The 24,925-nt window shown below is 64.0% G+C and carries 20 protein-coding genes and 4 tRNA genes; 3 read left to right on the plus strand and 21 right to left on the minus strand.

Translation table 11 applies throughout. The features are described from left to right. Positions 1–25 precede the first annotated feature (25 nt). A complete protein-coding gene (locus tag PspR32_RS18065) occupies positions 26–1,753 on the minus strand; it encodes a ShlB/FhaC/HecB family hemolysin secretion/activation protein (protein ID WP_159388985.1) in 1,728 nt (575 codons plus the stop codon). A gap of 231 nt (positions 1,754–1,984) precedes the next feature. On the opposite strand from PspR32_RS18065, the gene PspR32_RS18070 reads away from it, so the two are divergent. Together PspR32_RS18070 and PspR32_RS18075 are read left to right on the plus strand one after the other, a co-directional pair. Next, positions 1,985–3,106 (plus strand): nitrilase-related carbon-nitrogen hydrolase, encoded by a 1,122-nt coding sequence (locus tag PspR32_RS18070; protein WP_159388986.1) that lies wholly within the window; start codon positions 1,985–1,987, stop codon positions 3,104–3,106. Between the two features lie 4 nt (positions 3,107–3,110). Then, the gene (locus tag PspR32_RS18075; RefSeq protein WP_036996459.1) at positions 3,111–4,151 is read left to right on the plus strand and encodes an AraC family transcriptional regulator; all 1,041 of its coding nucleotides are present in this window, start codon (positions 3,111–3,113) and stop codon (positions 4,149–4,151) included. Between the two features lie 203 nt (positions 4,152–4,354). On the opposite strand, the gene PspR32_RS18080 is transcribed toward PspR32_RS18075, so the two are convergent. Then, positions 4,355–5,230, minus strand: a complete 876-nt coding sequence (locus PspR32_RS18080; RefSeq protein ID WP_036996460.1) for a DUF2242 domain-containing protein — start codon at positions 5,228–5,230, stop codon at positions 4,355–4,357. A 271-nt stretch (positions 5,231–5,501) separates the two neighbouring features. Between PspR32_RS18080 and PspR32_RS18085 the strand changes: the two genes are divergently transcribed. Further along, positions 5,502–7,055, plus strand: coding sequence for a methyl-accepting chemotaxis protein (locus PspR32_RS18085; RefSeq protein WP_335927175.1), 1,554 nt, complete (start codon positions 5,502–5,504; stop codon positions 7,053–7,055). An 8-nt stretch (positions 7,056–7,063) separates the two neighbouring features. On the opposite strand, the gene PspR32_RS18090 is transcribed toward PspR32_RS18085, so the two are convergent. The 19 genes from PspR32_RS18090 to PspR32_RS18180 form a co-directional block, all read right to left on the minus strand. Next, on the minus strand, positions 7,064–7,813 hold the full coding sequence (locus tag PspR32_RS18090) for an SDR family oxidoreductase (RefSeq protein ID WP_010223270.1): 750 nt from the start codon (positions 7,811–7,813) through the stop codon (positions 7,064–7,066). A 217-nt stretch (positions 7,814–8,030) separates the two neighbouring features. Continuing rightward, positions 8,031–8,107, minus strand: a tRNA-Asp gene (locus tag PspR32_RS18095). 111 nt (positions 8,108–8,218) lie between these two features. Beyond that, a tRNA-Asp gene (locus PspR32_RS18100) sits at positions 8,219–8,295 on the minus strand. Between the two features lie 99 nt (positions 8,296–8,394). Continuing rightward, positions 8,395–8,471 (minus strand) — tRNA-Asp (locus PspR32_RS18105). 76 nt (positions 8,472–8,547) lie between these two features. After that, a tRNA-Val gene (locus tag PspR32_RS18110) sits at positions 8,548–8,623 on the minus strand. Between the two features lie 159 nt (positions 8,624–8,782). Next, the gene (locus PspR32_RS18115) at positions 8,783–9,541 is read right to left on the minus strand and encodes an SDR family oxidoreductase (RefSeq protein WP_174242333.1); all 759 of its coding nucleotides are present in this window, start codon (positions 9,539–9,541) and stop codon (positions 8,783–8,785) included. Positions 9,542–9,552: 11 nt separating this feature from the next. Further along, on the minus strand, positions 9,553–10,764 hold the full coding sequence (locus PspR32_RS18120) for an O-succinylhomoserine sulfhydrylase (protein ID WP_010223268.1): 1,212 nt from the start codon (positions 10,762–10,764) through the stop codon (positions 9,553–9,555). 15 nt (positions 10,765–10,779) lie between these two features. Next, complete coding sequence (gene purF, locus PspR32_RS18125; RefSeq protein ID WP_010223267.1) at positions 10,780–12,285, minus strand: amidophosphoribosyltransferase; 1,506 nt, start codon at positions 12,283–12,285, stop codon at positions 10,780–10,782. Between the two features lie 41 nt (positions 12,286–12,326). Continuing rightward, entirely contained in the window at positions 12,327–12,881 is a 555-nt protein-coding gene (locus PspR32_RS18130) for a CvpA family protein (RefSeq protein WP_036996463.1), read from the minus strand. Between the two features lie 99 nt (positions 12,882–12,980). After that, positions 12,981–13,649, minus strand: coding sequence for an SPOR domain-containing protein (locus tag PspR32_RS18135; protein WP_159388987.1), 669 nt, complete (start codon positions 13,647–13,649; stop codon positions 12,981–12,983). Next, the gene (gene folC, locus PspR32_RS18140) at positions 13,633–14,940 is read right to left on the minus strand and encodes a bifunctional tetrahydrofolate synthase/dihydrofolate synthase (protein ID WP_010223262.1); all 1,308 of its coding nucleotides are present in this window, start codon (positions 14,938–14,940) and stop codon (positions 13,633–13,635) included. Before folC ends, PspR32_RS18135 begins: the two co-directional genes overlap by 17 nt. Further along, on the minus strand, positions 14,937–15,857 hold the full coding sequence (gene accD / locus PspR32_RS18145; RefSeq protein WP_010223261.1) for an acetyl-CoA carboxylase, carboxyltransferase subunit beta: 921 nt from the start codon (positions 15,855–15,857) through the stop codon (positions 14,937–14,939). The genes folC and accD overlap by 4 nt, the downstream gene beginning before the upstream one ends. Positions 15,858–16,136: 279 nt before the next feature. After that, the gene (locus PspR32_RS18150) at positions 16,137–16,757 is read right to left on the minus strand and encodes a phosphoribosylanthranilate isomerase (RefSeq protein WP_010223260.1); all 621 of its coding nucleotides are present in this window, start codon (positions 16,755–16,757) and stop codon (positions 16,137–16,139) included. Positions 16,758–16,818: 61 nt separating this feature from the next. Then, entirely contained in the window at positions 16,819–17,643 is an 825-nt protein-coding gene (gene truA, locus PspR32_RS18155) for a tRNA pseudouridine(38-40) synthase TruA (protein ID WP_010223259.1), read from the minus strand. A gap of 119 nt (positions 17,644–17,762) precedes the next feature. Then, entirely contained in the window at positions 17,763–20,486 is a 2,724-nt protein-coding gene (locus PspR32_RS18160) for a FimV/HubP family polar landmark protein (protein WP_159388988.1), read from the minus strand. 70 nt (positions 20,487–20,556) lie between these two features. Beyond that, entirely contained in the window at positions 20,557–21,567 is a 1,011-nt protein-coding gene (locus tag PspR32_RS18165) for an aspartate-semialdehyde dehydrogenase (protein ID WP_010223257.1), read from the minus strand. Positions 21,568–21,769: 202 nt separating this feature from the next. Beyond that, complete coding sequence (asd, locus tag PspR32_RS18170; protein ID WP_010223256.1) at positions 21,770–22,882, minus strand: aspartate-semialdehyde dehydrogenase; 1,113 nt, start codon at positions 22,880–22,882, stop codon at positions 21,770–21,772. Between the two features lie 68 nt (positions 22,883–22,950). Further along, on the minus strand, positions 22,951–24,033 hold the full coding sequence (leuB, locus tag PspR32_RS18175) for a 3-isopropylmalate dehydrogenase (protein WP_036996469.1): 1,083 nt from the start codon (positions 24,031–24,033) through the stop codon (positions 22,951–22,953). A gap of 53 nt (positions 24,034–24,086) precedes the next feature. Next, positions 24,087–24,851: a class I SAM-dependent methyltransferase gene (locus PspR32_RS18180; protein WP_010223254.1), complete on the minus strand. Its 765-nt coding sequence runs from the start codon at positions 24,849–24,851 to the stop codon at positions 24,087–24,089. Positions 24,852–24,925: the final 74 nt, after the last annotated feature.

The following is a 24,925-nucleotide window of genomic DNA, read 5'->3' on the forward strand; positions in this document are numbered from 1 at the left end:
GTCGGCTGTCTCGGAAAAGCGAAAATTAAAGGTAGAAATCCAGGCGGAAGTAGATCGGCGCTTCGTGCTCACTCAAGGCGGCCGGGCGTTCCAGGGAGTGGGCGAAGGTCACGCTGGCGGCCATGTGCTGGCCACGGGTGAACAACTCCAGGGAATTGCTGGAAGCCCTTCCGTGGACCTCACCGTTGTAACGATCATTACGGATCACACCCTGGTCGTAGCCAAGGCCAGCGCCATACTCGCTCAGCAGCGGGTGTAACCAGTCCCAGGTCACCGCCCGGCTCCAGCGCACGTCGTTGCGCCAGTAACCGCCGCTGTCGCCGGACAAAGTCTGGTCCTTGTAGCCACGCACCGACGACAACCCGCCCACGCTCATACGCTGGGGGCTGAAGAGGATGTCTTCGCTGCGTTGACCGGTCATCAAGCTGCTGAACACCAGCGACTCACCCCACAACTTGAAGGGCTGCAAGTAGCTGATCGTGGCGGTGTACTTTCGGTACCTGGCGTTTGCCTGCCGGCTACCGAGCTCACCGCGTTCTGCCTGATCCTGAGCGCCCAGGGCACTGATGCCCTGCTGCAGCCCCAGGTCGAGGTTGACGAACGCATTACCGACCCGGCGCCCGTGGTTGATGCCGAACTGGGCCTCGGTCAGCCGGTTGCTGCTGACCCCCAGGCGGCTCTTCTCGATGTAGTTGTTGGTGCGCAGGTGCGACAGACCGGCGTTGAGCGACGTCTTGCTCAGGGCGTCTCGGTGAACCACCCGCTCAGCGCGCAGTTGATGGCTCTCGCTATCACCGCTCTGCTTGAACCCAAAGCCGTTGACCTCGCCCTGGGAGCGATAGCGACTCTGATTGAAGTTGTAGTTGAAGTTCCACCAGCCCATTGGCAGGTTGTAATTGAGCGTTTCGTTGTGGGAGATGCGCTGGTGATCACTGACCGCGTCACGCCCGCCGCGCAGCATCAACTGGTCCGCCAGCCCCAGGGGGCTGTCCCATTCAAAGCTGCTGCCCCATTGCTGCTCACCGGTGCTTTTCTGACCCTCGTTGCTGCGCCACAGGCCAGCACGCCAAGGCTTTTTCGGGTTGTTCTTGACCAGTACTTCGCTGCCGCCCACGGCCTTGCCAGGCGCCAACTCCATCTGCGCCTGGTTCGATGGCAAGCGGTTGAGTTGATCCACCAGTTGCTCGATCTCGCGCAGATTGAGCAGCTCGCCTGTCTTACCCGGAAAGGCCATGGCCAACTCACGGCTGGACAGTTCGCTGCCCTCGGCTCCTTTCAAGCCCTCAAGGCGACCTTCAACCACCAGCACTTGCAGATGCCCGCTGGAAAGGTCCTGTTGCGGCAGATAGGCGCGACTGGTGACCAGGCCTTTTTCGATGTAGTGATCGGTGATGACCTTGAGCAGTTCGTTGAGCTGGGCCACGCCCAGGCACTGGCCGATGTACGGCTGCAGGAGGCGCTCACGCGCGACGGCCGAAAGGGAATCGGCGCCCTTGAGTTCGATCTGCTTGATGAGAAAACAACGGCTGTCGGCAGGGGCCGCGGGCGCTGCAGGGGTGGCAGGCTTGCCGGGTAGATCCTTGAGTTCCTCAAGGCGTCGGCGCTGCTCTTCGAGCAGGCGGTCCTGACGGTCACGGATCAGGTCCTGGTCACCCGGGGAAGTCAATGTAGCGGCGTGGACGGTGCTCGTAAGAAGTGCGCTGAAAACCAATAGGCCAGGCAAAAACCGCGTCCCTGGAAATACGGGGTACATGTTCGATCCATCGAAAAATTAGTGGCAAATTAACATCACCCATCTGTTCAGACAAGAATTCGAGGCATTCAGCCTCTCCAGACGGTAGTAAAAACCGCTGTTTGCGACTGAATCGCTATTAAGCCCCTTTCCATAAACCCAAGGGCGGCGAGCCAACGACAAGGGAGAAAAGCTGCACTAAACCGTTGATTTGCTGTATTGCTATGGCAAATCTCAGTAAAATTCCGAGCCATGCGAAAACTTCTGTTGAGCGCCCTGGCGCTGGTTGTCATAGCCGCCCTGAGTGGCTACGGGTTCTGGACCGAGCAGCGCCCGGCCGGGCACTACCTGTCGGACCTGCGCATCGAGCTGGCCCTGAGCGAAGGCGTGCCGGCCGATCACGGCAATTTGCTGGGGGTCGAGCCGCAACTGTTCCCTGGCGACTACCAAAGCTTGCAACGCCTGCACCGCAAGCTGGCCGCCTACCTTGAACACGCCCGCGCCCAAGGCCTGGTCAATGCCAAGACCATCGTCATCCTGCCCGAGCACATCGGCACCTGGCTGTGGGCCCGTGGCGAGAAAAACGAGCTGTACCAGGTCACTGAGCGCCGCGAAGCCCTGCAGTGGCTGGAGCTGAGCAACCCGCTGCGCTACGGCCTGGCCATGCTCGGCGCCGAAGGCGACGACCGCCGTGCCGATGCGCACCTGCGAATGAAAGCCGGGCAGATGGCCGAGGATTACCAGCAGTTGTTTGGGGGCCTGGCCAAGGAGTTCGGCGTGACCCTGGTGGCGGGCTCTATCGTCTTGCCTGAACCCTATGTCGAGCGCGGCACCCTGCGGATCGGCTCCGGTGCCCTGTACAACGCCAGCCTGGTCTTCGCCAGCGACGGCTCGGTGCTTGGCCAGCCGCAGCGCCAACAGTACCCCGACAGCGAAGTGCGGCGCTTTATCAGCAGCGGCACCGATCAACCGCCACAGGTACTGCAAACCCCTGCCGGGCGCCTTGGCGTGCTGATCGGCAGCGACAGCTGGTACCCGAGCAACCAGCAGCAACTGGTCAACCAGTTTGCCCAGATCGTCGCCAACCCGGTGTTCCTCAGCGGCCACAACAGCTGGAGCGCGCCATGGCGCGGCAACCGCCACCAACCCCTGGCCTCGTCGCTGACGCTCAAGCCGGGCGAAGTGAGCGAACGCGACGCCTGGCAGCGCCTGACCCTGGAGGCCAACACCGCCAAGGTCAGCAGCATGAGTGTGTTCCTGCGCGGGCGCTTCTGGGACCAGGCCGCCGATGGCCAGGGCTTTGCCCAGCTCAACGGGGTGAACCTGGGCGGCACTGCCAGCCCCGGTGCGCGCCTGCTGAACGTCTGGTTGTAAACGCATGAATCGCCCACGTGTGCGCTTGGGCGACCTGTCGGTCGGTTTCATTCAGCCGCTGAGTGAAACCCTGCAGCAACGCGGGATCGATCCCTCTCCCCTGCTCGCCCGCTACGGCCTGGACCCGGCGCGCCTGGCCGAACCGGGGGCGCGCCTGTCGATCCCGCGCTACATGCACCTGGGCCATGCCGCCATCGAGCTGACCGGCGATCCGGCCCTGGGCCTGCACATGGGCCATATCAGCCGCCTCGGCCAGGCAGGCCTGGCCGGCGTCACGGCGGCACAAGCGCCGACCGTGGGCGAAGCCGCGCGCACCTTGCTGCGCTTCGAACCACTGTATGCGGCCAATTACCGCGGGCATTCAAGCTTTCATGAAGACAGTGGCGGCGCCTGGCTGCGTTTCTACTCGATCAGCCCGTACAACGCCTACAACCGCTTCGTGGTGGACTCACTGCTGGCCGGCTGGCTGGCGCAGTTGTCGAGCCTGGCGGGGGTGACCCTGCTGGCAGAACGGGTCGAGATCGAATTCGACGCGCCTGCCTACGCCGCCCACTACCAGGCCTTGAGCAGCAACCCGGTGCAGTTCGGCGCAGGCACCAATCAGCTGCGCCTGAGCCGCGCCAACCTGGCCCTGCGCAACCCCGCGCACTGCCCGAGCACCTGGCAGCACCTGCTGCAACTGTGTGAGGCCGAGCTTGAACAGCGCACGCGGATACGCAGCCTGGGCGAGCGCATCGCCCATCTGCTGGGGCCGTTGCTGAACGGTGGACGAGAACCGGATCTGGAGGAAGTGGCCAGGCACCTGCAACTGCCGACCTGGACCCTGCGGCGCAAGCTGGCCGAGGAAGGCACGCAGTTTCGCGCGATCCTCAACGATACCCGGCGCGACCTGGCCATGACCTACATTCGCGACACGGAGCTGGCCTTCGGCGAGATTGCCTATCTACTCGGGTTTGCCTCGGCAGAGGCCTTTCAACGCGCGTTCAAGCGCTGGAACGGCATCACCCCGGGCGAGTTTCGCCGCAGCCAGCGGCGTACCGGCTGATTACAGCTCGGTGGCGTCTTCAGCGGGCTCGACCGGGTCGAGCTCAATGGCGCGGTATTCGAGTAGTTCTTCTTGATAGTCGTCCATCATCTGCTCCGTCGTTTCTCATTCACGTCATTGATTCGTCAACGAGCCTAAAGTGCCGTGATGAAAGAAAAATGACAATGACGCTTGTCAAAACAACGTAGCAGACACTGGCGAAGTTACAGCGGCGCCTGCTCGGCGCTGCTGGCCGGCGCTGCCGGGGCGACGGTCGGGGCCGGTTCGGCAGCCGGCGTGCTGCTGTCCTGGACACTGATCGGCGCAGCTTCTGCCGGCGGCGGTACCGGCTGCGAGCCATTGCTGTCATCGACCACGGGTGCGGCAGGCACCTCGGCAGCTGGCGCCGCAGCCGGCTCGGTGACCGGTACTGCTGCAGCCGGCGCTGGCGTCGCAGGTGCTGGCGCAGGCGTCGGGGCCAGGGCGGCCGCTGGCGCTAGCGGCGCAGGCTCGGGCACGCCCAGTTCCACTGCCGGCTTATCCGCAGGCTTGGGGCCGGCCTTTTTCTTGTTTTCCTTGGGCAGGAAGCTTTCGACCAGGGCGAAGTAACGCTCGTAGAACTTGGCCGAAGTCACGGTTTCGCTGGCGACCTTGACCATCGAGTCGTCACTGGAGCCGATCGGCATCGACACCGACCCCAGCACACCCACGCCAAGGCTGGCCGACGTGTTGGATTTTTTCAGCGCATAGCGGTCCTGCAGGGCGTTGGCGAACATGGTCGAGCGCTGCTCGTCGCCGCTGTCACGGGCGCAGACCACGTTGAAGCTGATCTGCAGGTGCGAATCGCCGGTCTGCTGGAAACTCTTGTTGCCATTGACCTGGCCTGCATCGCTGCTGGTGATGATGTAGCCCTGGCTGAGCAAGGCACGGCGGGCAGCCTCGCAGGTACCGGCCTCACTGACCGGAAAGCTGCGCGAAAAGGTACCCGAGTCGTCGAAATTCTCGTGTTCGTAAATGGCAGCTTTCTTCGAAGAACAGCCGGAAACACCCGCCAGCACAAGGGCCAGCCCGAGCGCACCGCAGACGGTTGACTTTGACATTGCAAATCCTGAGGAAAACGGTCGGTGCCTATTGTGCATCACATCGGCGGCATGCTGAAACCGTAGGCTGCCAATCACCGCAGAAAATTCATCCAAAGCGCCAGCGATCACCCCCGGTGCCTAGGGTTGACCATTGGTCGATAAGCCCACAATTACTTCACTCAAACCCTACTGTCTGATCGGATCCATCTGACTTTTGCCCTGCACATTCTGCGACTACGCTGGCAACTAGCCATTATTGACGCCATACCGGTCGACAGGAGTTACCTCGGTGAAAAACCTATCCGTGAAAATCAAGCTGCTGCTCGGCTTTACGCCCATCCTGGTATTGATGGCGCTGCTGGCCATTACCGCCATCAGTAGCCTGAATACCCTGACCCAACGGGCCGACCGCCTGGTGTCGGTCAATTACATCCTCGACAACCTCAATGAAATGCGTGCCGCCCAGCTGAGCTTCGAGCAACGCCGCGAAGGCACCTTCACCAGCCAGCTAACCAAGGCCCATCAGCGGGCCACAGCGTTGGTGGAGGAAAACCTCGCCGCCCTGCCCGATGCCGACTCGCAGCGCCTGCTCAAGGGCACTGGGGACGATCTCAAGCTGTACCTGGAACAATTCGAGCAACTCAAGGCGGCGACCGGCGGCACCCTGCTGCAGACCAAGCTTCACGAACAACTGCTGGAAAACGTCCACCAGGGCCTGGAGGCGATCAACCAGTTGATCACCCTGCAAAACCAGAAGAGCACCGAAGAATCCAGCAACAGCCGCAGCCTGATGCTCGCCTTGCTGTTCGCCGCCCTGGTGCTGGGTGTGCTGATCAGTGCGCTGATCATCCGCCAGGTCACCCAGCCACTGCGCCAGGCGCTGGAGATTGCCCGGCGCATTGGCGAAGGCGACCTGACCAACACCGCCAGCGAACCGCGCCGCGACGAATTCGGCCAGCTGTTGCAGGCGCTGGCGCAAAGCGGCGATAACCTGCGGGAGATGCTCGGCCAGGCCGGGCATGTCACCCGCCAGCTGTCGAGCGCCGCCGAAGCGCTGTCGACCATCACCGAGCAGACCAGCGCCGGCATCACCAGCCAGAAGGTCGAGACTGACCAGGTGGCCACGGCGATGAGCGAAATGGTCGCCACCGTCCAGGAAGTCGCGCGCAATGCCGAAGAAGCCAGCGAAGCCACGCGCCAGGCCGACAGCCAGGCCAAACAGGGCAACCGCGTGGTACAGCAGGCCCTGAACCAGATCGGCCAGCTGGCGGACGATATCGGCAGTTCGGCCAGCGCGATCAGCCAGCTGTCGGAAGAAAGCGAACGCATCGGTACGGTGATGACGGTGATCAACGCCATCGCCGAGCAGACCAACCTGCTGGCGCTCAATGCCGCCATCGAAGCGGCGCGCGCTGGCGAGGCCGGCCGCGGTTTTGCCGTGGTGGCCGACGAGGTTCGCGGGCTGGCACTGCGCACCCAGCAGTCGACAGCACAGATCGAAGCGCTGATCGTCTCCTTGCAACAGGGCGCACAGAAGGCCGCCGAAATGATGCACGCCAACCAGCAGCAGGTCGGCGGCACGGTAGAGATGGCCAATCAGGCCGGTATCGAACTGCAGGCCATCACCCAGACCGTGACCAGCATCCAGACCATGAACCTGCAGATCGCCACCGCCGCCGAACAGCAGAGCGCCGTGGCCGAATCGATCAACCGCAGCGTGCTCAGCGTTCGTGATGTCGCCGAACAGTCGTCCACCGCTTCACAGCAGACTGCGGCCTCGTCAGTGGAACTGGCGCGCTTGGGCTGCGAACTGCAACAGCTGGTGGCGCGCTTCAGGGTTTAGCCGTTGACTCAGCCGAACAGGCCGCCGTCGTCGCTGTCGATGACGATCGACGACAGGCTCACATGCCGCGGCCGGGTCACGGCAAACAGCACCGCCTCGACCACATCCCGATTGGTGCCGCGCTCACCCTTCTGGCGCTCGCTGACGGCCTCCCAGGCAGGTTCGGTCGGGGAGATATCGTCCAGGTACGGCGGGTGCACGCACAACGAACGGATCGGCGTACCCGCCAGCTGTTGACGCAACCCTTCGGCCAGCGCCCGCTGGGCGTGCTTGGCGGCGTAGAACGGCACTGAGACGCTGTGCAAGGCGGCATTGGGCAATGCGCTGATCGAACCTATGGTGACGATGTCCGGGCGCCGGGAGCGGCGTAGCGACGCCAGCAGGCCCTGGGTGAAGAGGAAGGTGCCGGTGACCGCGGCGTTGATCACGCCCTGCACGTCTTCGGGCGAGTAGCCCTGCTCGTTCGCTTCCAGCCACATGGCGCCGTTGTTGATCAGCACGTCGAGGGTGGGAAAGCGCTGACTGATGGTTTGCGTGGCGCGGGTAACGCTGGCGCTGTCGGCCAGGTCGACCTGGACCGTGGTCGGCAGCTGGCCTGTGCGGGTTTCGATAGTGGCGGCGACGTGTGCCAGCGCCGCTTCATTGCGCCCGCACAGCACCACCTTGCAACCGGCGTCGGCCAGCGAGATGGCCAGGGCGGCACCCAGGCCGCGTCCGGCGCCGGTGATCACCGCGATCGAGTCTTGAAGATTGTTCATCCTGAACCTCAGTGGAAGACTGAAGGCGCCAGCATAACGGTTGTGAGGACTGGATGTAGACCAAGTAGGCCTCATCGCTGGCAAGGCCAGCTCCCACAAGTTTTGTGTACACCGCACTCCTGTGGGAGCCGGCCTTGCCGGCGATGGCCGCACCACGGTGCCGAAATTCAGGCACAAAAAAAGCGACCCGAAGGTCGCTTTCTTTGTTACTTCGATATGGCGCAGCGGACGGGACTCGAACCCGCGACCCCCGGCGTGACAGGCCGGTATTCTAACCGACTGAACTACCGCTGCGTGTCGTGCTCACCCGAGTTGCGCGAAGGCTGCAAAACTCAGGCACAAAAAAAGCAACCTCAGGTCGCTCTCTTTGTTGCTTCGAGGAGTTCAAGGGCCTCGAAGCGAAGATGGCGCAGCGGACGGGACTCGAACCCGCGACCCCCGGCGTGACAGGCCGGTATTCTAACCGACTGAACTACCGCTGCGTATCGTACAGGCTTGCGCCCGCTTGAAACTGGGATCTGGCTACAAGGCTGTTAAGCCCTGGAACCTCAAACCGGTCGTTAAACCGATCTGGAGAATAGTGGCGCAGCGGACGGGACTCGAACCCGCGACCCCCGGCGTGACAGGCCGGTATTCTAACCGACTGAACTACCGCTGCGCATATGGACTTGCGTCCGGTTCCTCTCTGGTAACACCTTCTTGCGAAAGTGTCGGGTCAGGAACATCTCAGGAAGTGGTGGGTGATGACGGGATCGAACCGCCGACCCTCTGCTTGTAAGGCAGATGCTCTCCCGGCTGAGCTAATCACCCGTGTGCTTCGCTGAGGTGGCGAAATTTACGCAGGTATCGAACCTAAGTCAATAGCCTGATTGAAGTTTTTTTCACTGAGGTGAAAAAAACAGCTTCAAGCTTCAAGCTGCAAGCCACAAGAAAAAGCAAAATCAAAAGCACATTGCGGACATCTTGCAGCTACCGATAGATCATCTTCTTGGTCATGCCACCGTCGACCACGAATTCCTGGCCGGTAACGAAGCCGGCATTGCGCGACAGCAACCAGGCCACCATCGCCGCGACGTCTTCCACCGTCCCTACCCTGCCCGCCGGATGCTGGGCATGGTCGGCTTCGGTCAGCGGCTCGGCACGGCGCTGGGCAGGATCACGTGCATCGATCCAGCCGGGGCTCACCGCGTTGACGCGAATCTCCGGGCCCAGGCTCATGGCCAGGGCATGGGTCAGGGCCAGCAGCCCGCCCTTGCTCGCGGCATAGGCCTCGGTGTCGGGTTCCGATTGCCCGGCGCGGGTCGACGCCAGGTTGACGATCGCCCCGCAATGGGCGCGCAGGTACGGCGCACAGTGCTTGGCCAGCAGCATCGGGCCGCCAAGGTTGACCGCCAGCACCCGGTTCCAGTGCGCCAGGCTCAGGCTTTCGAGGGTGGTGTTGTGCGGGTCGGCAATCGCCGCATTGCACACCAGGGCGTCGAGCCGGCCAAACTGGCCCAGCACTTCAGCCACACCAGTCATCACCTGGGCTTCGTCGGCGACATCCATGCCGACGAACCAGGCGTTGTCGCCGAGCACCTTGGCCACTTTCGCGCCACGGGCACGGTCGAGGTCGGTGAGCACCACCTGCCAGCCTTCGCTGATCAGCCAGGCAGCAATGCCCAGGCCAATACCGCGCGCCGCGCCAGTGACCAGGGCGACGCGACCGTTATGGCTGCTGTCGCCCACCGACCAGTCGATCACAGCGCCGCCAACCCGCGGGCCAGGTCGGCCTTGAGGTCAGCCACGTCTTCCAGCCCCACCGCGACCCGGATCAGGCTGTCGCGAATGCCGGCGGCCTCACGCTCCTGCGGCGACAGACGGCCGTGGGAGGTGGTGCCCGGGTGGGTGATGGTGGTCTTGCTGTCACCCAGGTTGGCGGTGATCGAAATCAGCCGGGTGGCATCGATGAAGCGCCAGGCGCCCTCTTTGCCGCCCTTGACCTCAAAGCTCACCACGGCGCCGAAACCGCTCATCTGCTGCTTGGCCAGCTCATGCTGCGGATGGCTCTGCAGGCCCGCGTAGTGGACCTTGTCGATGCCCTCCTGCTGCTCCAGCCATTCGGCCAGGGCCTGGGCGTTGGCGCAGTGGGCGCGCATGCGCAGGTTGAGGGTCTCCAGGCCCTTGAGGAAGATCCAGGCGTTGAATGGGCTCAGCGACGGCCCGGCGGTGCGCAAAAAGCCCACCACTTCCTTCATCTGCTCGCTGCGCCCGGCAACCACGCCGCCCATGCAACGGCCCTGGCCGTCGATGAACTTGGTCGCCGAGTGCACGACAATGTCGGCGCCCAGCTTCAGCGGCTGCTGCAAGGCCGGAGTGCTGAAGCAGTTGTCGACCACCAGTTGCGCGCCCTTGGCATGGGCAATCTCGGCCAGGGCGGCGATATCCACCAGCTCAGCCAAGGGGTTTGAGGGCGACTCGACGAACAGCAGCCTGGTGTTGGCCTTGATCGCCTGGTTCCAGGCGGCCAGATCGGTCAGCGGCACGTAATCGACCTGCACGCCGAAGCGCTTGAAGTACTTCTCGAACAGGCTGATGGTCGAACCGAAGACGCTCTGCGAGACCAGCACATGATCGCCGGCGCTGCACAGGGCCATGACGGTCGAAAGGATCGCCGACATGCCGGTGGAGGTGGCCACCGCCTGCTCGGCGCCTTCAAGGGCGGCGATGCGCTCTTCGAAGGCGCGCACGGTCGGGTTGGTGTAGCGTGAATAGACGTTGCCTGGAACCTCGCCGGCGAACCGCGCGGCGGCATCGGCCGCCGTACGGAACACATAGCTGGAGGTGAAGAACAGCGGATCGCTGTGCTCACCTTCCGGCGTGCGATGCTGGCCGGCGCGTACCGCCAGCGTGTCGAAAGCGACCCCTTCGAGGTCGCTGTCCAGGCGCCCGGCATCCCATTCCTGTGTCATGCCGCTGCTCCTAACTTAGTTGTTGTAGAGGTCGATGATCGCGCTGACCGCCTGGTTCTTGACCTTGGAGGCGTCGTTGCGCGCCTGCTCGATCTTGTCCAGGTAGGCTTCGTCGATGTCGCCGGTGACGTACTTGCCGTCGAACACCGCGCAATCGAAATGCTCGATCTTGATCTTGCCACCGCCGACCGCTTCGATCAGGTCCGGCAGGTCCTGGTAGACCAGCCAGTCGGCGCCGATCAGTTCGGCGACATCCTGGGTGCTGCGGTTATGAGCAATCAGCTCGTGGGCACTCGGCATGTCGATGCCGTAGACGTTAGGGAAGCGTACCGCCGGGGCGGCCGAGCAGAAGTAGACGTTTTTCGCGCCGGCTTCGCGGGCCATCTGGATGATCTGCTTGCAGGTGGTGCCGCGCACGATCGAGTCGTCCACCAGCATCACGTTCTTGCCGCGAAATTCCAGTTCGATGGCGTTGAGTTTCTGGCGCACCGACTTCTTGCGTGCGGCCTGGCCGGGCATGATGAAGGTACGGCCGATATAGCGGTTCTTGACGAAACCTTCGCGGAACTTGACGCCCAGGTGGTTGGCCAGCTCCAGCGCCGCGGTGCGGCTGGTGTCGGGAATCGGGATGACCACGTCGATGTCGTGGTCCGGACGCTCGCGCTGGATCTTCTCGGCCAGCTTCTCGCCCATGCGCAGGCGCGCCTTGTAGACCGAAACGCCGTCGATGATCGAGTCAGGGCGAGCCAGGTAGACGTGCTCGAAGATGCACGGCGACAGCTGCGGGTTGGTCGCGCACTGACGGGTGTGCAGCTTGCCCTCTTCAGTGATGTACACCGCTTCGCCCGGCGCCAGGTCACGGATCAGGGTGAAGCCCAGCACGTCCAGCGAAACGCTTTCGGAGGCGATCATGTACTCGACGCCTTCGTCGGTGTGACGCTGGCCGAAAACGATCGGGCGGATGCCATTGGGGTCACGGAAGCCAACGATGCCGTAGCCGGTGATCATCGCCACCACCGCGTAACCGCCGACGCAACGGTTGTGCACGTCGGTGACCGCGGCGAATACGTCTTCTTCGGTCGGTTGCAGCTTGCCACGCACCGCCAGCTCATGGGCGAAGACGTTGAGCAGCACTTCCGAGTCGGAACTGGTGTTGACGTGGCGCAGGTCGGACTCGTAGATCTCCTTGGCCAACTGTTCGACGTTGGTCAGGTTGCCGTTGTGCGCCAGGGTGATGCCGTAGGGCGAGTTGACGTAGAACGGCTGAGCCTCGGCCGAGGTCGAGCTGCCCGCGGTCGGGTAGCGCACGTGGCCAATACCCATGTGACCGACCAGGCGCTGCATATGACGCTGCTGGAACACGTCACGGACCAGGCCATTGTCCTTGCGCAGGAATAACCGGCCATCATGGCTGGTCACAATACCGGCAGCGTCCTGGCCGCGGTGCTGGAGGACGGTTAGCGCGTCATACAGCGCCTGATTGACGTTCGACTTACCGACGATACCGACGATGCCACACATGCGACGCAACCCCTACTTAATGAAACTGGACTGAACAGCGGTCAAGGCGTTTTGGGCCCAAGCAGCTGTTCCTGGAACGGGAGATCAGCCGGTGCGCTGATCCCGCTGGCTAGCCACTGACTGGTGAACCCCAGAATGAGGTTTTTCGACCAGTCAGCTACCAATAGAAATTGTGGCAGGAGGCGAGACTCCTGCCACCACTGATCCTGTTGTACCGGCCCCAGGCTCAACAACCCGACGGCCACTACCACCAGCAAGGCCCCGCGGGCAGCGCCAAAGGCCATGCCCAGGAAGCGATCGGTCCCGGACAGCCCGGTGACGCGAATCAGCTCGCCGATGAGAAAGTTGATCATGGCCCCCACCAGCAGGGTGGCGACGAAAAGAATGGCGCATCCGCCGATGACCCGGGCCGAAGGCGTCTGGATATAGGCTTCCAGGTACTGCGACAGCGAGCCACCGAACATCCAGGCCACGGCACCGGCGATGATCCAGGTAAGCAGCGACAAGGCCTCTTTGACAAAGCCGCGCTTGAGACTGATCAGCGAAGAAATGGCGATGATCGCGAGAATCGCCCAGTCGACCCAGGTAAATGCCACAGTGGTGCCTGCAAACGGATAAGGCGGCGCATTTTACCAGAGCAACGGGCTGTCGGTAAGCAGTGATTTACCGCCCGGTGCGGGCCGGGCGGCAAGGGTTCAACTGCGCTCGGGTTGGAAGCGTACGACAAAGCCCTTGAGCTTCTGCTGGCGGTTGATCACATCACGCAGGCGCTCGGCCTCAGCGCGCTCGATCAACGGCCCGACATACACCCGGTTCATGCCTTCGGCCGAACGGATATAGGCGTTGTAGCCCTGGCTGCGCAGGGTTTTCTGCAGGTTGTCGGCACTGGCGCGGTTGGACAAGCTGGCCATCTGGATCGACCAGCTGACCGGCAGGCCGTTGGCGTCGATCTTGCCCGCTGCCGGCTTGGGCGCCGTGGCGACCGTGGCCGCGGGCTTGGCCGGCGCCTTGGCTGGCGCAGGCTCGGCCGGTTTTGCGGCGACAGCCGGTACAGCCGGGGCCGGGGTTGGCGCCGGCGTGGCACTTGGCACAGGGGCAATTGGCGCGTTGGGCGCCTGCACCGGGGCAGCGGACTGCTCGACGATGACGGGCTCCTCAGGCAATACCTGCGGCTCCGGCACCTGCACCGGCTCCACCTGCACTTGCGGCAGGGTCGGTGCAGCCGGCGCCTCAGGGGCTTCGACGCGCACCTGGCGCATTTCATCTTCGCGGGAGAACAGCATCGGCAGGAAGATCACCGCCAGTGCCACCAGCACCAGCGCCCCGACCATGCGTTGCTTGACCACTTTATCCAGCAATGCCATTTGCCCCGTCCTCCGTGGCCTGCCGGTCGAGCCACTGCAAGGCTTCGCCGACACAGAAAAATGATCCGAACAGCAGGATTTCATCATCCGCCGTTGCCTGCGCGCACTGCCCTTCCAGAGCGGCAGCGACACTGGCGTAAGACTGCACCGCAGCGCCAAGGTTCGTCAGCGCCGCGTGCAGCTCGGCGACCGGCCGGCTGCGGGCGGTATCCAGCGGCGCCACGGCCCAGGCCTGAACCTGTTGCTGCAGCGGCTTGAGCACACCCTCGAGGTCCTTGTCGGCGAGCAGACCGAACACCGCCAGGCGCTTGCCCGGCAGCGGCCGGGCGGCCAGGCGCTGAGCCAGGTACTCGGCAGCATGCGGGTTGTGCCCGACATCCATGAGGATAGTCAACGCTTTGCCTTGCCAGGTAAAGGCCCGGCGATCAAGGCGGCCGACCATGCGTGTACTGCGCAGGGCCGCGGCGATTTGCCCGGCATCCCACGGCAGGTCGAGCAACAGGTAGGCCTGCAGCGCCAACGCGGCGTTTTCCATCGGCAGGTCGAGTAACGGCAGGTCCTGCAACTCGACCACCTCGCCGCGGGCATCGACCCCGCGCCACTGCCAGAACTGGTCGGTGCTGGCCAGGTCGAAGTCGCGGCCACGCAGGAACAGCGGGCTGTGCAAGGCGCGAGCCTTGTCCAGCAAGGGCTGTGGCGGATTGAGGTCGCCGCACAGGGCCGGCTTGCCTGCGCGGAAAATCCCGGCCTTCTCGAAGGCTACCGACTCGCGGGTATCCCCCAGGTAATCGCTATGATCGACACCGATGCTGGTCACCAGCGCCAGGTCGGCATCGACGATATTGACGGTATCCAGGCGCCCGCCCAGGCCGACTTCGAGCACCACGGCGTCCAGCGCCGCCTGCTTGAACAGCCAGAACGCCGCCAGGGTGCCGGCTTCGAAGTAGGTCAGGGTAATTTCGCCACGGGCCGCCTCGACGGCGGCAAAGGCTTCGCACAGCTGCTCATCGCCGGCTTCAGCGCCGTCGATCTGCACCCGCTCGTTGTAACGCAGCAGGTGCGGCGAGCTGTAGACCCCGACCTTGAGACCCTGGGCGCGCAGTAACGCGGCCATGAAGGCGCAGGTCGAGCCCTTGCCGTTGGTGCCGGTCACGGTGATTACCCGTGGCGCCGGCTGGCCCAGCCCGAGCCGCGCAGCGACCTGTTGCGAACGCTCCAGGCCCATGTCGATGGCCGACGGATGCAACTGCTCGAGATAGGCGAGCCAGTCGCCAAGGGTACGTTGGGTCATACGGTGGCAGGCGCCGGCGGAACGACGAGCGGCTCGCTCACTGGAGCGACGAACTTCGGCGTCGGCAGGCCCATCATTTGCGCCAGCAAGCTGCCCAGGCGCTGACGCAGTTCCTGACGCGGGATGATCATGTCGATGGCACCGTGCTCGAGGAGGAACTCGCTGCGCTGGAAGCCTTCTGGCAGCTTCTCGCGTACGGTCTGCTCGATCACGCGCGGGCCGGCGAAGCCGATCAGCGCCTTGGGCTCACCGACGATAACGTCGCCGAGCATCGCCAGGCTGGCGGAAACGCCGCCGTAGACCGGGTCGGTCAGCACCGAGATGAACGGGATGCCTTCTTCGCGCAAGCGCGCCAGTACCGCCGAGGTCTTGGCCATCTGCATCAGCGAGATCAGCGCTTCCTGCATGCGCGCACCACCGGAGGCCGAGAAGCAGACCATCGGGCAGCGGTGTTCCAGGGCATAGTTGGCGGCACGCACGAAACGCTCGCCGACGATGGCGCCCATGGAGCCCCCCATGAAGGAGAATTCGAAGGCACTGACCACGACCGGCATGCCCAGCAGGGTACCGCTCATGGAGATCAGCGCGTCTTTCTCGCCGGTCTGCTTCTGCGCGGCAGTCAGGCGGTCCTTGTACTTCTTGCCATCGCGGAACTTCAGGCGATCGACCGGTTCCAGGTCGGCACCCAGCTCAACACGGCCTTCGGCGTCGAGGAAAATGTCGATACGGGCGCGGGCGCCAATACGCATGTGATGGTTGCACTTAGGGCAGACATCCAGGGTCTTTTCCAGCTCCGGACGATACAGCACGGCCTCGCAGGACGGGCACTTGTGCCACAGACCTTCAGGGACCGAACTCTTCTTCACCTCGGAACGCATGATCGAAGGGATCAGTTTGTCTACTAACCAGTTGCTCATGCTTTCTTTCTCCAGTAGCGGCGACCGGCAGGCTATGGCTGCCAGCTCGCGCGTATGCCCTTGAGCTCAATTCGTGTATGACGCGATGATGGTCCGGCTCCGGCGCCCGCCTGCAGCGAGCCACCCCGATACCGCACCATCGTCAACCTGTAAGGGCGACGCCAGTGGCGTCACCCGGTAATTTCGACCGGCCCATGGGCGCGATCCGGCAGCACCTGGCTGCGAAAGCTATGGACGATGGCGCGCGGCCAGCCGTCACATCCGCAGCATGCAGCGATTTCACGCCTGCTTGACCGCGCGGATAAATGCCTCGATCCGTGCCGGGTCCTTGATGCCCTTGGCCTGCTCCACGCCCCCGCTGACATCCACCGCGTAAGGCCGCACCTGCTGGATGGCGTGCGCCACGTTCTCAGGCGACAAGCCACCGGCGAGGATGATCGGCTTGCTCAGTTGCGCAGGCACCAGCGACCAGTCGAAGGCCTCGCCGGTACCGCCAGGCACGCCGGCCACGTAGGTATCGAGAAGAATACCGCTGGCACCGCTGTAGAGCTTGCAGCTGGCCTCCAGGTCGTCGCCCGGGCGCACCCGCAATGCCTTGATCCATGGGCGGTTGAGACCTGCGCACTCGGCCGGGGTTTCATCGCCATGAAACTGCAGCAGGTCCAGCGGCACCGCTTCGAGGATTTCCGTCAGCTCACAGCGGCTGGCGTTGACGAACAGACCCACGGTGGTGACGAACGGCGGCAGTGCGGCGATGATCGCCCGCGCCTGCTGCACACTGACCGCCCGCGGGCTTTTGGCATAGAACACCAGGCCGATGGCATCGGCACCCGCCTCGGCTGCGGCCAGCGCATCCTCGATGCGGGTAATGCCGCAGATTTTGCTGCGAACGGCGCTCATGACCTGTGAACCTCAGCAGAAAGCGGAAAGTCCCGGATGTTAGCAAATGGCTTGCGGGCCGTCAGCCTGTCAATGTCTCATAGCCGGTCAGGAAGTGTGGGCCAATGTAACGCTCGGGCAGCTCGAACTCGTCGTGGTACTCGACCTGCACCAGGTACAGCCCGTACGGATGCGCGGTCACCCCGCCGGCGCGCCGCTCGCGGCTTTCCAGCACTTCCCTGGCCCACTCCGGCGGACGCTCGCCGGCGCCGATGGTCATCAGCACGCCGGCAATGTTGCGCACCATATGGTGGAGGAAGGCACTGGCGCGGATGTCGAGGACAATCATCTGGCCGTGGCGGGTAACGCGCAGGTGATGAAGATTCTTGATCGGCGACTTGGCCTGGCACTGGCCAGCGCGGAAGGCGCTGAAGTCGTGGGTGCCGACCAGGTACTCGGCGGCCAGGGCCATGCGCTCGACGTCCAGCGGCCGGTGGTTCCAGGTCACCTCTTCGCCCAGGTGCGCCGGGCGGATCTGGTCGTTGTAGATCACATAGCGGTAACGCCGGGCGATGGCCTTGAAGCGCGCATGGAAGTGCGCGGGCATTTCCTTGGCCCAGGACACGCTGATGTCATGGGGCAGGTTGATATTGGCGCCCATGGTCCAGCCCTTCATGCTGCGCACCGCCTGGGTGTCGAAATGCACCACCTGGCCACAGGCATGCACGCCCGCATCGGTGCGCCCGGCGCAGTGCAGGGTGACCGGCGAATCAGCCACCCGCGACAAGGCTTCTTCCAGGGTTTGCTGCACGCTCGCCACGCCACTGGCCTGGCGCTGCCAGCCGCGGTAGCGCGAGCCTTTGTACTCAACGCCCAAAGCAATACGAAAGAAGCCTTCGGCCGCCACTTCGGCAGCCGCGTTATCAATGATTTCCAAGGGATACAGCCTGTTGGTTTAGCAGATGGCGGTAATTATAACGACAACGGCAGCCACTTGGGCTGCCGTCGGCGGTACACAGGCTGAACTCAGACCAGGCGCGAGAGCAGCTCGTCGGCTTCCTGGCGCTGGGCATCGCTGCCGTCCTTGCGCACTTCATCGAGGATGTCGCGGGCGCCGTCATGGTCGCCCATGTCGATATAGGCCCGGGCCAGGTCAAGCTTGGTGGCCACTTCGTCGGCACCGCCGAGGTAGTCGAAATCATCGTCCAGGTCGTCGCTCAAGGCGGCGTCCGCTTCAGTGAAGTGCGCTTCGATCGATGGCTGCTCAAGGCTTTGCGACAACTTGTCGAGTTCGGCGTTGACGTCATCGAGCTCCGAGGCAAAGTGCTTGTCCGCCTCCGAGTCGTCCAGCGACAGCGACAGGTCGAAGTCTTCCGGCAGGTCCAGCTCGCTCAGCGGGTCGAACTCCGGCATGGTTTCATCGAACGCCGCCAGCTCGGCGGCGACATCGACGTTCTCGCTGCTCGGCTGTGGCGCAGGCTCGTCGCTGGCGACATCGAGGTCAAAATCGGCCAGGTCGTCCAGGGCCTGCTCAGGCTGGGCAAGATGCTCTTCCAGCAAGGCGTCGAAGTCGGGTTGAGCGGGGCTGGTTTCGCCCGCGACTTCTGCCACCTGCGGTTCTTCAACGGCCAGCGAAGGCTCATCGAGCAGTGGCGGTTCGTCCAGTTCCAGGCCTTGCAGATCTTCCTCCAGGCTCAGGTCGAAAGCGCTGTCCAGGTCGTCTTCAGGCAACGGCTCAAGATCCGCCAGCGGCTCCTCAACGGCAGGCTCAGGCTCAACGACCGGCTCGGCCTCAAGCACAGGCTCGACTTCAGCGACCGGCTCGGCAAGCGCTTCGTCCTGCAGCAGCTCCTGGACGTACTGGGCGTCCAGTTCGGCCGCCAGCGCCGCAGCACTGACACCTGCGCCAGCGACTGCCAGCATGGCCGGGAAGCGGTTTTTCAAGGCTTCGACATCGGCATGGTTCTGGCCGGTGGCGATCAACTGGCGCTCGTGGCCGACAAAGCCATCCCGGTCGCCCTGACGGGCGTAGACTTCCATCAGCTTCAAGCGCAGGTCGCTGCGCTCCGGCGCGGCGGCAACCGCGGGCTCCAGTAGCTCGGCGGCGTGATTGAGGCGGCCACGGGCGATGTTCAGCTCCACTTCGTCGAGCAAGGCATCGCCGGTCGGTGCCGCAGCGCTGGCCGCCGGGGCAACCAGCGGCGCGGCAATCGGGCCTTGCACCGGTGTGCTCGGCGCAGCTTGCGCAGGTTCAGGCGCAGGCTCTTCGGCAGGCAATGCGGCGGCTGTCGCGGCAGCAGCGGACGCGGCCACCACGGCCGGCGCCAGGGTAACGCTCGGCGGCACCACGTCCAGGCCTTCAAAGCTGCTTGGCGGCAGGTCCAGGTCTGCAGCGCGCTCGCCCTCCTCAGCCAGGGCCCGGGCCATGCGCAGGTGTTTTTCCGCTTCCTGGTCGGCCTTGCGCTTGCGGGCCAGCAACAGCAGCAAAAGCAACAGCACCAACACCGCGGAGCCGGCAATCAGCGCCAGCAGCAATGGGTTGCCGAGCAGATCGTCGAGCATTTTGTTCGAATCGGCCGGCGCCTGTTCGGCGACCGCAGGCTGCGCCGGGTCAACCGGTGCGGTATCGACCGCTGCCGGCGCTGGCGTGACTGCTGGCTGCGCAGGTGCCGGGGCCGGTTGCAGCTCGGCAGAGATCGCCGGTGGCTGGGTCGCGGCGGCTTCAGGCGCAGCGGCATCTGCGGCGCCCTGGGCCTCGAGCTTGGCCAACTGGTCGTTCTTCAGCGCAATCAGGCGCTGCAGTTTGTCCAGTTGGCTCTGCAGGTCGGCCATGCGGCCTTTGAGTTCTTCATTGTCGCGACGGCTGGTGTCCAGGCTTTCCTGGGCCACGGCCAATTTGTCGCTGAGGCCTTTGCTGCCCGCGGCGGCCTTGCTGCCGGGCGCGACCAGCTTGAGGTTGTCCTGATTGGCGATGCGCGCCGGCGCCGCCTCGGTGCCGCTGCGCCGGGTGGCGTCGAGCTGGCGCGCACGCGGGCCCAGGCGCCGGCCTTCGCGCCAGGCAGCGTACTGCTCGGCGACTTCGGTGACGGCCTGGGCCTGAGGAATACTGGTGATCTGCTGCTGATCGGGCAGGCGCAGGACCTGGCCGGTTTTCAGCAGGTTGATGTTGCCGTTGATGAAGGCATCCGGGTTCAACGCCTGGATGGCCAGCATCGTCTGCTGCACCGAACCACCCTGACGGGCTTTCGAGGCGATTTCCCACAGGGTATCGCGACGCACGGTGGTGTAGTTGGCTGCCGTCACCGCAGGTGCAACGCCCGCCGGCGCCGGTTGCCCGGCCGGCGTGTTGAACTTGGCCGGGTCGACCAGCACGCTATAGTCGCGCAGCAGTCGACCGCTCGGCCACATGACTTGAACCAGGAACTTGACCATCGGGGCCGGCAGCGGTTGGCTCGAGGTCACCCGCAACACGCTCTTGCCGTTGGGGTTGATCACCGTGGTGAAGGTCAGGTCATTGAGAAACGCCTGGCGCTCGACACCGGCCTTGGCGAACTCCTCGGGCGGCGCCAGGCTCGGCGCCACTTCGGCCGCCGTCAGGTCGCGGACATCGAGCAGTTCGATCTCGGCATCCAGGGGTTGGTTCTGCGCTGACTTCAACGTCAGCTCGCCCAACCCGAGGGCATGCGCCATACCGGACGACAGCGCCGACGCCGCGGCAATTGCTAAGACCAGTTTGCGAATTCGAAGCATGACCTCTTCCTTTGAATGAACCTTCCCCGGCAACCGAGAACAAGTGGGGCAAATTGTCGGCAAGTATCTTTTACACAAGGCCTTTTATCAACAATTGCGCCAGCTGGACCGCGTTCAGGGCCGCGCCTTTGCGCACATTGTCGGTGGTCAGCCAGAGGTTGAGCTGCTCAGCCTCGTCGATTCCACCGCGTACCCGTCCAACATAGACCACGTCCTGGCCCACTGCGTCACCCACTGGCGTCGGATAATCGCCCTCCTCCACCAGCTCGATGCTGTCAGCGGCTTCCAGCGCGGCGTTGACCGCCGCCAGGTCGACCGGCGTACGGCTTTGCACGGACACACTGTAGCTATCGCCGAAAAACACCGGGACTTGAACGCAGCTCACGGAAATCTTCAGTGAAGGCAAGCCGAGCACCTCGCGCAACTCGCTGACCAGGCGGCGCTCCAGGGCGCCATGGCCTTCGGCATCGCTGGCGCCGACCTGGGCCAGCAGGTTGAAGGCCATCTGCCGGTCGAAGAAGCGTGGCTCCAGCGGCCGGGCATTGAGCAGCTCGGCAGTCTGCCGGGCCAGCTCGTTGACCGCCTCGCGCCCTTGGGCCGAGACTGCCAGGCACGCGGTAACGTTGATGCGCTCAAGCTCCAGCAAGCCCTTGAGTGGCGCCAAGGTGACCGCCAGGGCGATCGCGGCGGCGCTTGGGCTACTCAGTTGCAGCGGCGCCTTGAGGTTGTCGAGCACCGCCGGGTTGGCTTCTGGCACCACCGCCGGCGCCTGTTCGGCCGGCAGGCCGCCGGACAGGTCGATCACCGCACAACCGGCCGCCTGCGCCCGTGGCGCGAAGCTGCGGGTCACCGCCGGGCCGGCGGCAAAGAAAGCCAGCTTGACCTTGCTGAAGTCGAAGCTGTCGACCTCGCGCACGCGCAGGCTCTTGCTGCGAAACATCACGCCGCTGCCCGCCGATTCGTTGCTGGCCAGCAGGTGCAGGGTGCCGACCGGGAAATCGCATTCATCCAGAATTTGTACAAGGGTCTCACCGACTGTACCGGTGGCACCGATGACGGCGATATCAATAGGCTGGCTCATGGAAAAATCCTCTGCTGGAACGGCGGGAGCGGCACTTTACTTGGATTTGCCCTTGCAGTCTTGTGCAAGGCTGTATTGGGGCTGCTGCGCAGCCCATCGCTGGCAACGCCAGCTCCCACGAGAGGCCTCATAGCGGCCCCATGAAAAGCAAAAAAGCCCGCGCTGTTTCCAGCACGGGCTTGGGTTCAACACTGACTGGCGATCAACGCTCCAGCAGGATCCGCAGCATGCGCCGCAGCGGCTCGGCCGCACCCCACAGCAGCTGGTCACCGACGGTGAAGGCGCCCAGGTACTGGGAGCCCATGTTCAGCTTGCGCAGGCGACCCACCGGGATGTTCAGCGTCCCGGTGACGTTGGTCGGGCTGAGCTCCTGCATGCTGATTTCACGCTGGTTCGGCACCAGTTTCACCCAAGGGTTGTGCTGGCTGATCATGCCTTCGATGTCGGCGATCGGCACGTCCTTGTTCAGCTTGATGGTCAGCGCCTGGCTGTGGCAACGCATGGCGCCGATGCGCACGCAAATACCGTCGACCGGGATCGGGCTCTTGAAGCGGCCGAGGATCTTGTTGGTCTCGGCCTGGGCCTTCCACTCTTCACGGCTCTGGCCGTTAGGCAGTTCCTTGTCGATCCACGGGATCAGGCTGCCAGCCAGCGGCACACCGAAGTTCTCGGTCGGGTAGGCTTCACTGCGCATGGCCTCGGCGACCTTGCGGTCGATGTCGAGGATGGCGCTGGCCGGGTTGGCCAGGTCATCGGCCACGGCGGCGTGGGTGGCACCCATCTGGCGGATCAGCTCACGCATGTTCTGCGCGCCGGCGCCGGAGGCTGCCTGATAGGTCATGGCGCTCATCCACTCGACCAGGCCCGCTTCGAACAGGCCGCCCAGGCCCATCAGCATCAGGCTGACGGTGCAGTTGCCGCCGATGTAGTTCTTGGTGCCCGCGTCGAGCTGCTGGTCGATGACCTTGCGGTTGACCGGGTCGAGGACGATGACCGCGTCATCCTGCATGCGCAGGCTGGAGGCGGCGTCGATCCAGTAGCCCTGCCAGCCGGCTTCGCGCAGCTTGGGGAAGACTTCGTTGGTGTAGTCGCCGCCCTGACAGGTCAGGATCACATCGAGGGTCTTGAGCTCTTCAATGCTGTAAGCGTCCTTGAGCGGAGCAATATCCTTGCCCACTGCCGGACCCTGGCCACCGACGTTGGAGGTGGTGAAGAACACCGGCTCGATCAGATCAAAATCCTGCTCTTCCAGCATCCGCTGCATGAGCACGGAACCGACCATACCGCGCCAACCGATCAGACCTACACGTTTCATCGCAACTACACCTTTGCTAAAAAGTGGGCCGCTGCTTCACAAGGAAAAACAGCAGCGGGCCCGAGAGATTACAGATTCCGCAGCGCTGCGACTACTGCGTCGCCCATTTCCTGCGTACCTACCTTGCTGCAACCGGCCGACCAGATGTCGCCGGTGCGCAGCCCCTGATCCAACACCAGGCTGACGGCCTTTTCAATGGCTTCGGCTGCCGCCTGCTGGTTGAAGCTGTAGCGCAGCATCATCGACACCGAAAGAATGGTCGCCAACGGGTTGGCAATGCCCTGGCCGGCGATGTCCGGTGCCGAGCCGTGGCAAGGCTCGTACATGCCTTTGTTGTCGGCATCCAGCGACGCTGATGGCAGCATGCCAATGGAGCCGGTGAGCATGGAAGCTTCATCCGACAGGATGTCGCCGAACATGTTGTCGGTGACCATCACATCGAACTGCTTGGGTGCACGCACCAGTTGCATGGCGGCGTTGTCGACGTACATGTGGCTGAGCTCGACATCCGGGTAGTCCTTGGCCACTTCCTCGACGATCTCGCGCCACAGCTGGCTGGAAGCCAGGACGTTGGCCTTGTCCACCGAGCAGAGCTTCTTGCCGCGCACGCGGGCCATGTCGAAACCGACCCGGGCGATACGGCGGATTTCGCTTTCGCTGTACGGCAGGGTGTCGTAGGCCTGGCGCTCGCCGCCTTGCAGCTCGCGGGTGCCGCGTGGCGCGCCGAAGTAGATGCCGCCGGTCAGCTCACGAACGATGAGGATGTCCAGGCCCGCGACGATTTCCGGCTTGAGCGACGAGGCGTCGGCCAGTTGCGGGTAGAGGATCGCCGGGCGCAGGTTGGCGAACAGGCCCAGTTGTGAACGGATCTTCAGCAGGCCGCGCTCGGGGCGAATGTCGCGCTCGATCTTGTCCCACTTCGGCCCGCCAACGGCGCCGAGCAGCACTGCATCGGCCTTGCGTGCACGAGCCAGGGTCTCGTCGGCCAGGGGTACGCCGTGCTTGTCGATGGCGGCGCCACCGATCACGTCGTGCTCCAGGCTGAAGCCGAGCTGGAACTTGTCGTTGGCCAGCTCCAGAACCTTGACCGCCTCGGCCATGATTTCCGGACCAATGCCATCACCTGGAAGAATCAGAATCTGCTTGCTCATGCTTTCCTCTATTCAATTCAAGCGGCACGCCCTGTTGGCCTGCCGGAAAAAACCTAGCGTTCGGCCCAGAGCACCACGACATCGGTGCTGAACGAGCCGTCGGCTTCAATCTGGTAATACTGCCGTACTTCTTCGCCCATCGCCTGCTGCAATTGGCGAATGGCGCCACGCATCACTTCAGGGGTGCGCATGCGCTCGACCCAGGAGCTGTACTCCAGGCGCAGGCGCTGGCGGCTGTGGCTGCGGGTGAAGAGGCCGGCTTCGCTGACCTGTTGCAGCCATTCGCTGGCCGAATAATCGCGCACATGGCTGGTATCGCGCAGCACTTCGACGCTCTGCAGGTAGGTATCGAGCAGCGGGCTGCCCGGCGACATCACGTCGATGAAGGCCGCCACGCCACCCGGCTTGAGCACCCGGCGCACTTCACGCAAGGCCAGGCCGAGGTCGCTCCAGTGGTGCGCCGAGTAGCGGCTGAAGACGAAATCGAAGGAAGCATCGGCGAACGGCAGACGCTCGGCGGCGCCACGCTCGGTAACGATGTTCTCGAAGCCGCGTTCGGCAGCTGCGGCGGCAACCACGTCGAGCATCTGCTGCGACAGGTCATAGGCCACCACTTCACGCACCAGCGGGGCAACGTGGAAACTCACATGGCCGGCGCCACAGCCAAGGTCCAGCAGGCGTGCGCGGCCTTGGCCGGCAAGTTCGGCCTGCAACAAGGCAAACTCACTGCCCTGGGCATGCACGGCGCTGCTCAGGTAGGCACTGGCCTGTTCGCCGAACTGGCGCTGGACGACGTCCTTATGGGTGGTGCTGGTCATTGCGATCTCCTTGGCCTCATCGCTGGCAACGCCAGCTCCCACACAGGCTGTGGTGCTCACAGCACCTGTGGGAG

The sequence above is a fragment of the Pseudomonas sp. R32 genome, from assembly GCF_009866705.1.
Classification (GTDB): Bacteria; Pseudomonadota; Gammaproteobacteria; order Pseudomonadales; family Pseudomonadaceae; genus Aquipseudomonas; species Aquipseudomonas donghuensis.

Bases quoted from the DNA above. Each gene is read 5' to 3' on its own strand.
- PspR32_RS18075 (WP_036996459.1), top strand. From the start codon at position 3,111: ATGAATCGCCCACGTGTGCGCTTGGGCGACCTGTCGGTCGGTTTCATT.
- leuB (WP_036996469.1), bottom strand. From the start codon at position 24,033: ATGAGCAAGCAGATTCTGATTCTTCCAGGTGATGGCATTGGTCCGGAA.
- accD (WP_010223261.1), bottom strand. From the start codon at position 15,857: ATGAGCAACTGGTTAGTAGACAAACTGATCCCTTCGATCATGCGTTCC.
- asd (WP_010223256.1), bottom strand. From the start codon at position 22,882: ATGAAACGTGTAGGTCTGATCGGTTGGCGCGGTATGGTCGGTTCCGTG.
- PspR32_RS18065 (WP_159388985.1), bottom strand. From the start codon at position 1,753: ATGTACCCCGTATTTCCAGGGACGCGGTTTTTGCCTGGCCTATTGGTT.
- PspR32_RS18160 (WP_159388988.1), bottom strand. From the start codon at position 20,486: ATGCTTCGAATTCGCAAACTGGTCTTAGCAATTGCCGCGGCGTCGGCG.
- PspR32_RS18070 (WP_159388986.1), top strand. From the start codon at position 1,985: ATGCGAAAACTTCTGTTGAGCGCCCTGGCGCTGGTTGTCATAGCCGCC.
- PspR32_RS18080 (WP_036996460.1), bottom strand. From the start codon at position 5,230: ATGTCAAAGTCAACCGTCTGCGGTGCGCTCGGGCTGGCCCTTGTGCTG.
- purF (WP_010223267.1), bottom strand. From the start codon at position 12,285: ATGTGTGGCATCGTCGGTATCGTCGGTAAGTCGAACGTCAATCAGGCG.
- PspR32_RS18180 (WP_010223254.1), bottom strand. From the start codon at position 24,851: ATGACCAGCACCACCCATAAGGACGTCGTCCAGCGCCAGTTCGGCGAA.
- PspR32_RS18090 (WP_010223270.1), bottom strand. From the start codon at position 7,813: ATGAACAATCTTCAAGACTCGATCGCGGTGATCACCGGCGCCGGACGC.
- PspR32_RS18150 (WP_010223260.1), bottom strand. From the start codon at position 16,757: ATGAGCGCCGTTCGCAGCAAAATCTGCGGCATTACCCGCATCGAGGAT.
- PspR32_RS18135 (WP_159388987.1), bottom strand. From the start codon at position 13,649: ATGGCATTGCTGGATAAAGTGGTCAAGCAACGCATGGTCGGGGCGCTG.
- folC (WP_010223262.1), bottom strand. From the start codon at position 14,940: ATGACCCAACGTACCCTTGGCGACTGGCTCGCCTATCTCGAGCAGTTG.
- PspR32_RS18165 (WP_010223257.1), bottom strand. From the start codon at position 21,567: ATGAGCCAGCCTATTGATATCGCCGTCATCGGTGCCACCGGTACAGTC.
- PspR32_RS18120 (WP_010223268.1), bottom strand. From the start codon at position 10,764: ATGACACAGGAATGGGATGCCGGGCGCCTGGACAGCGACCTCGAAGGG.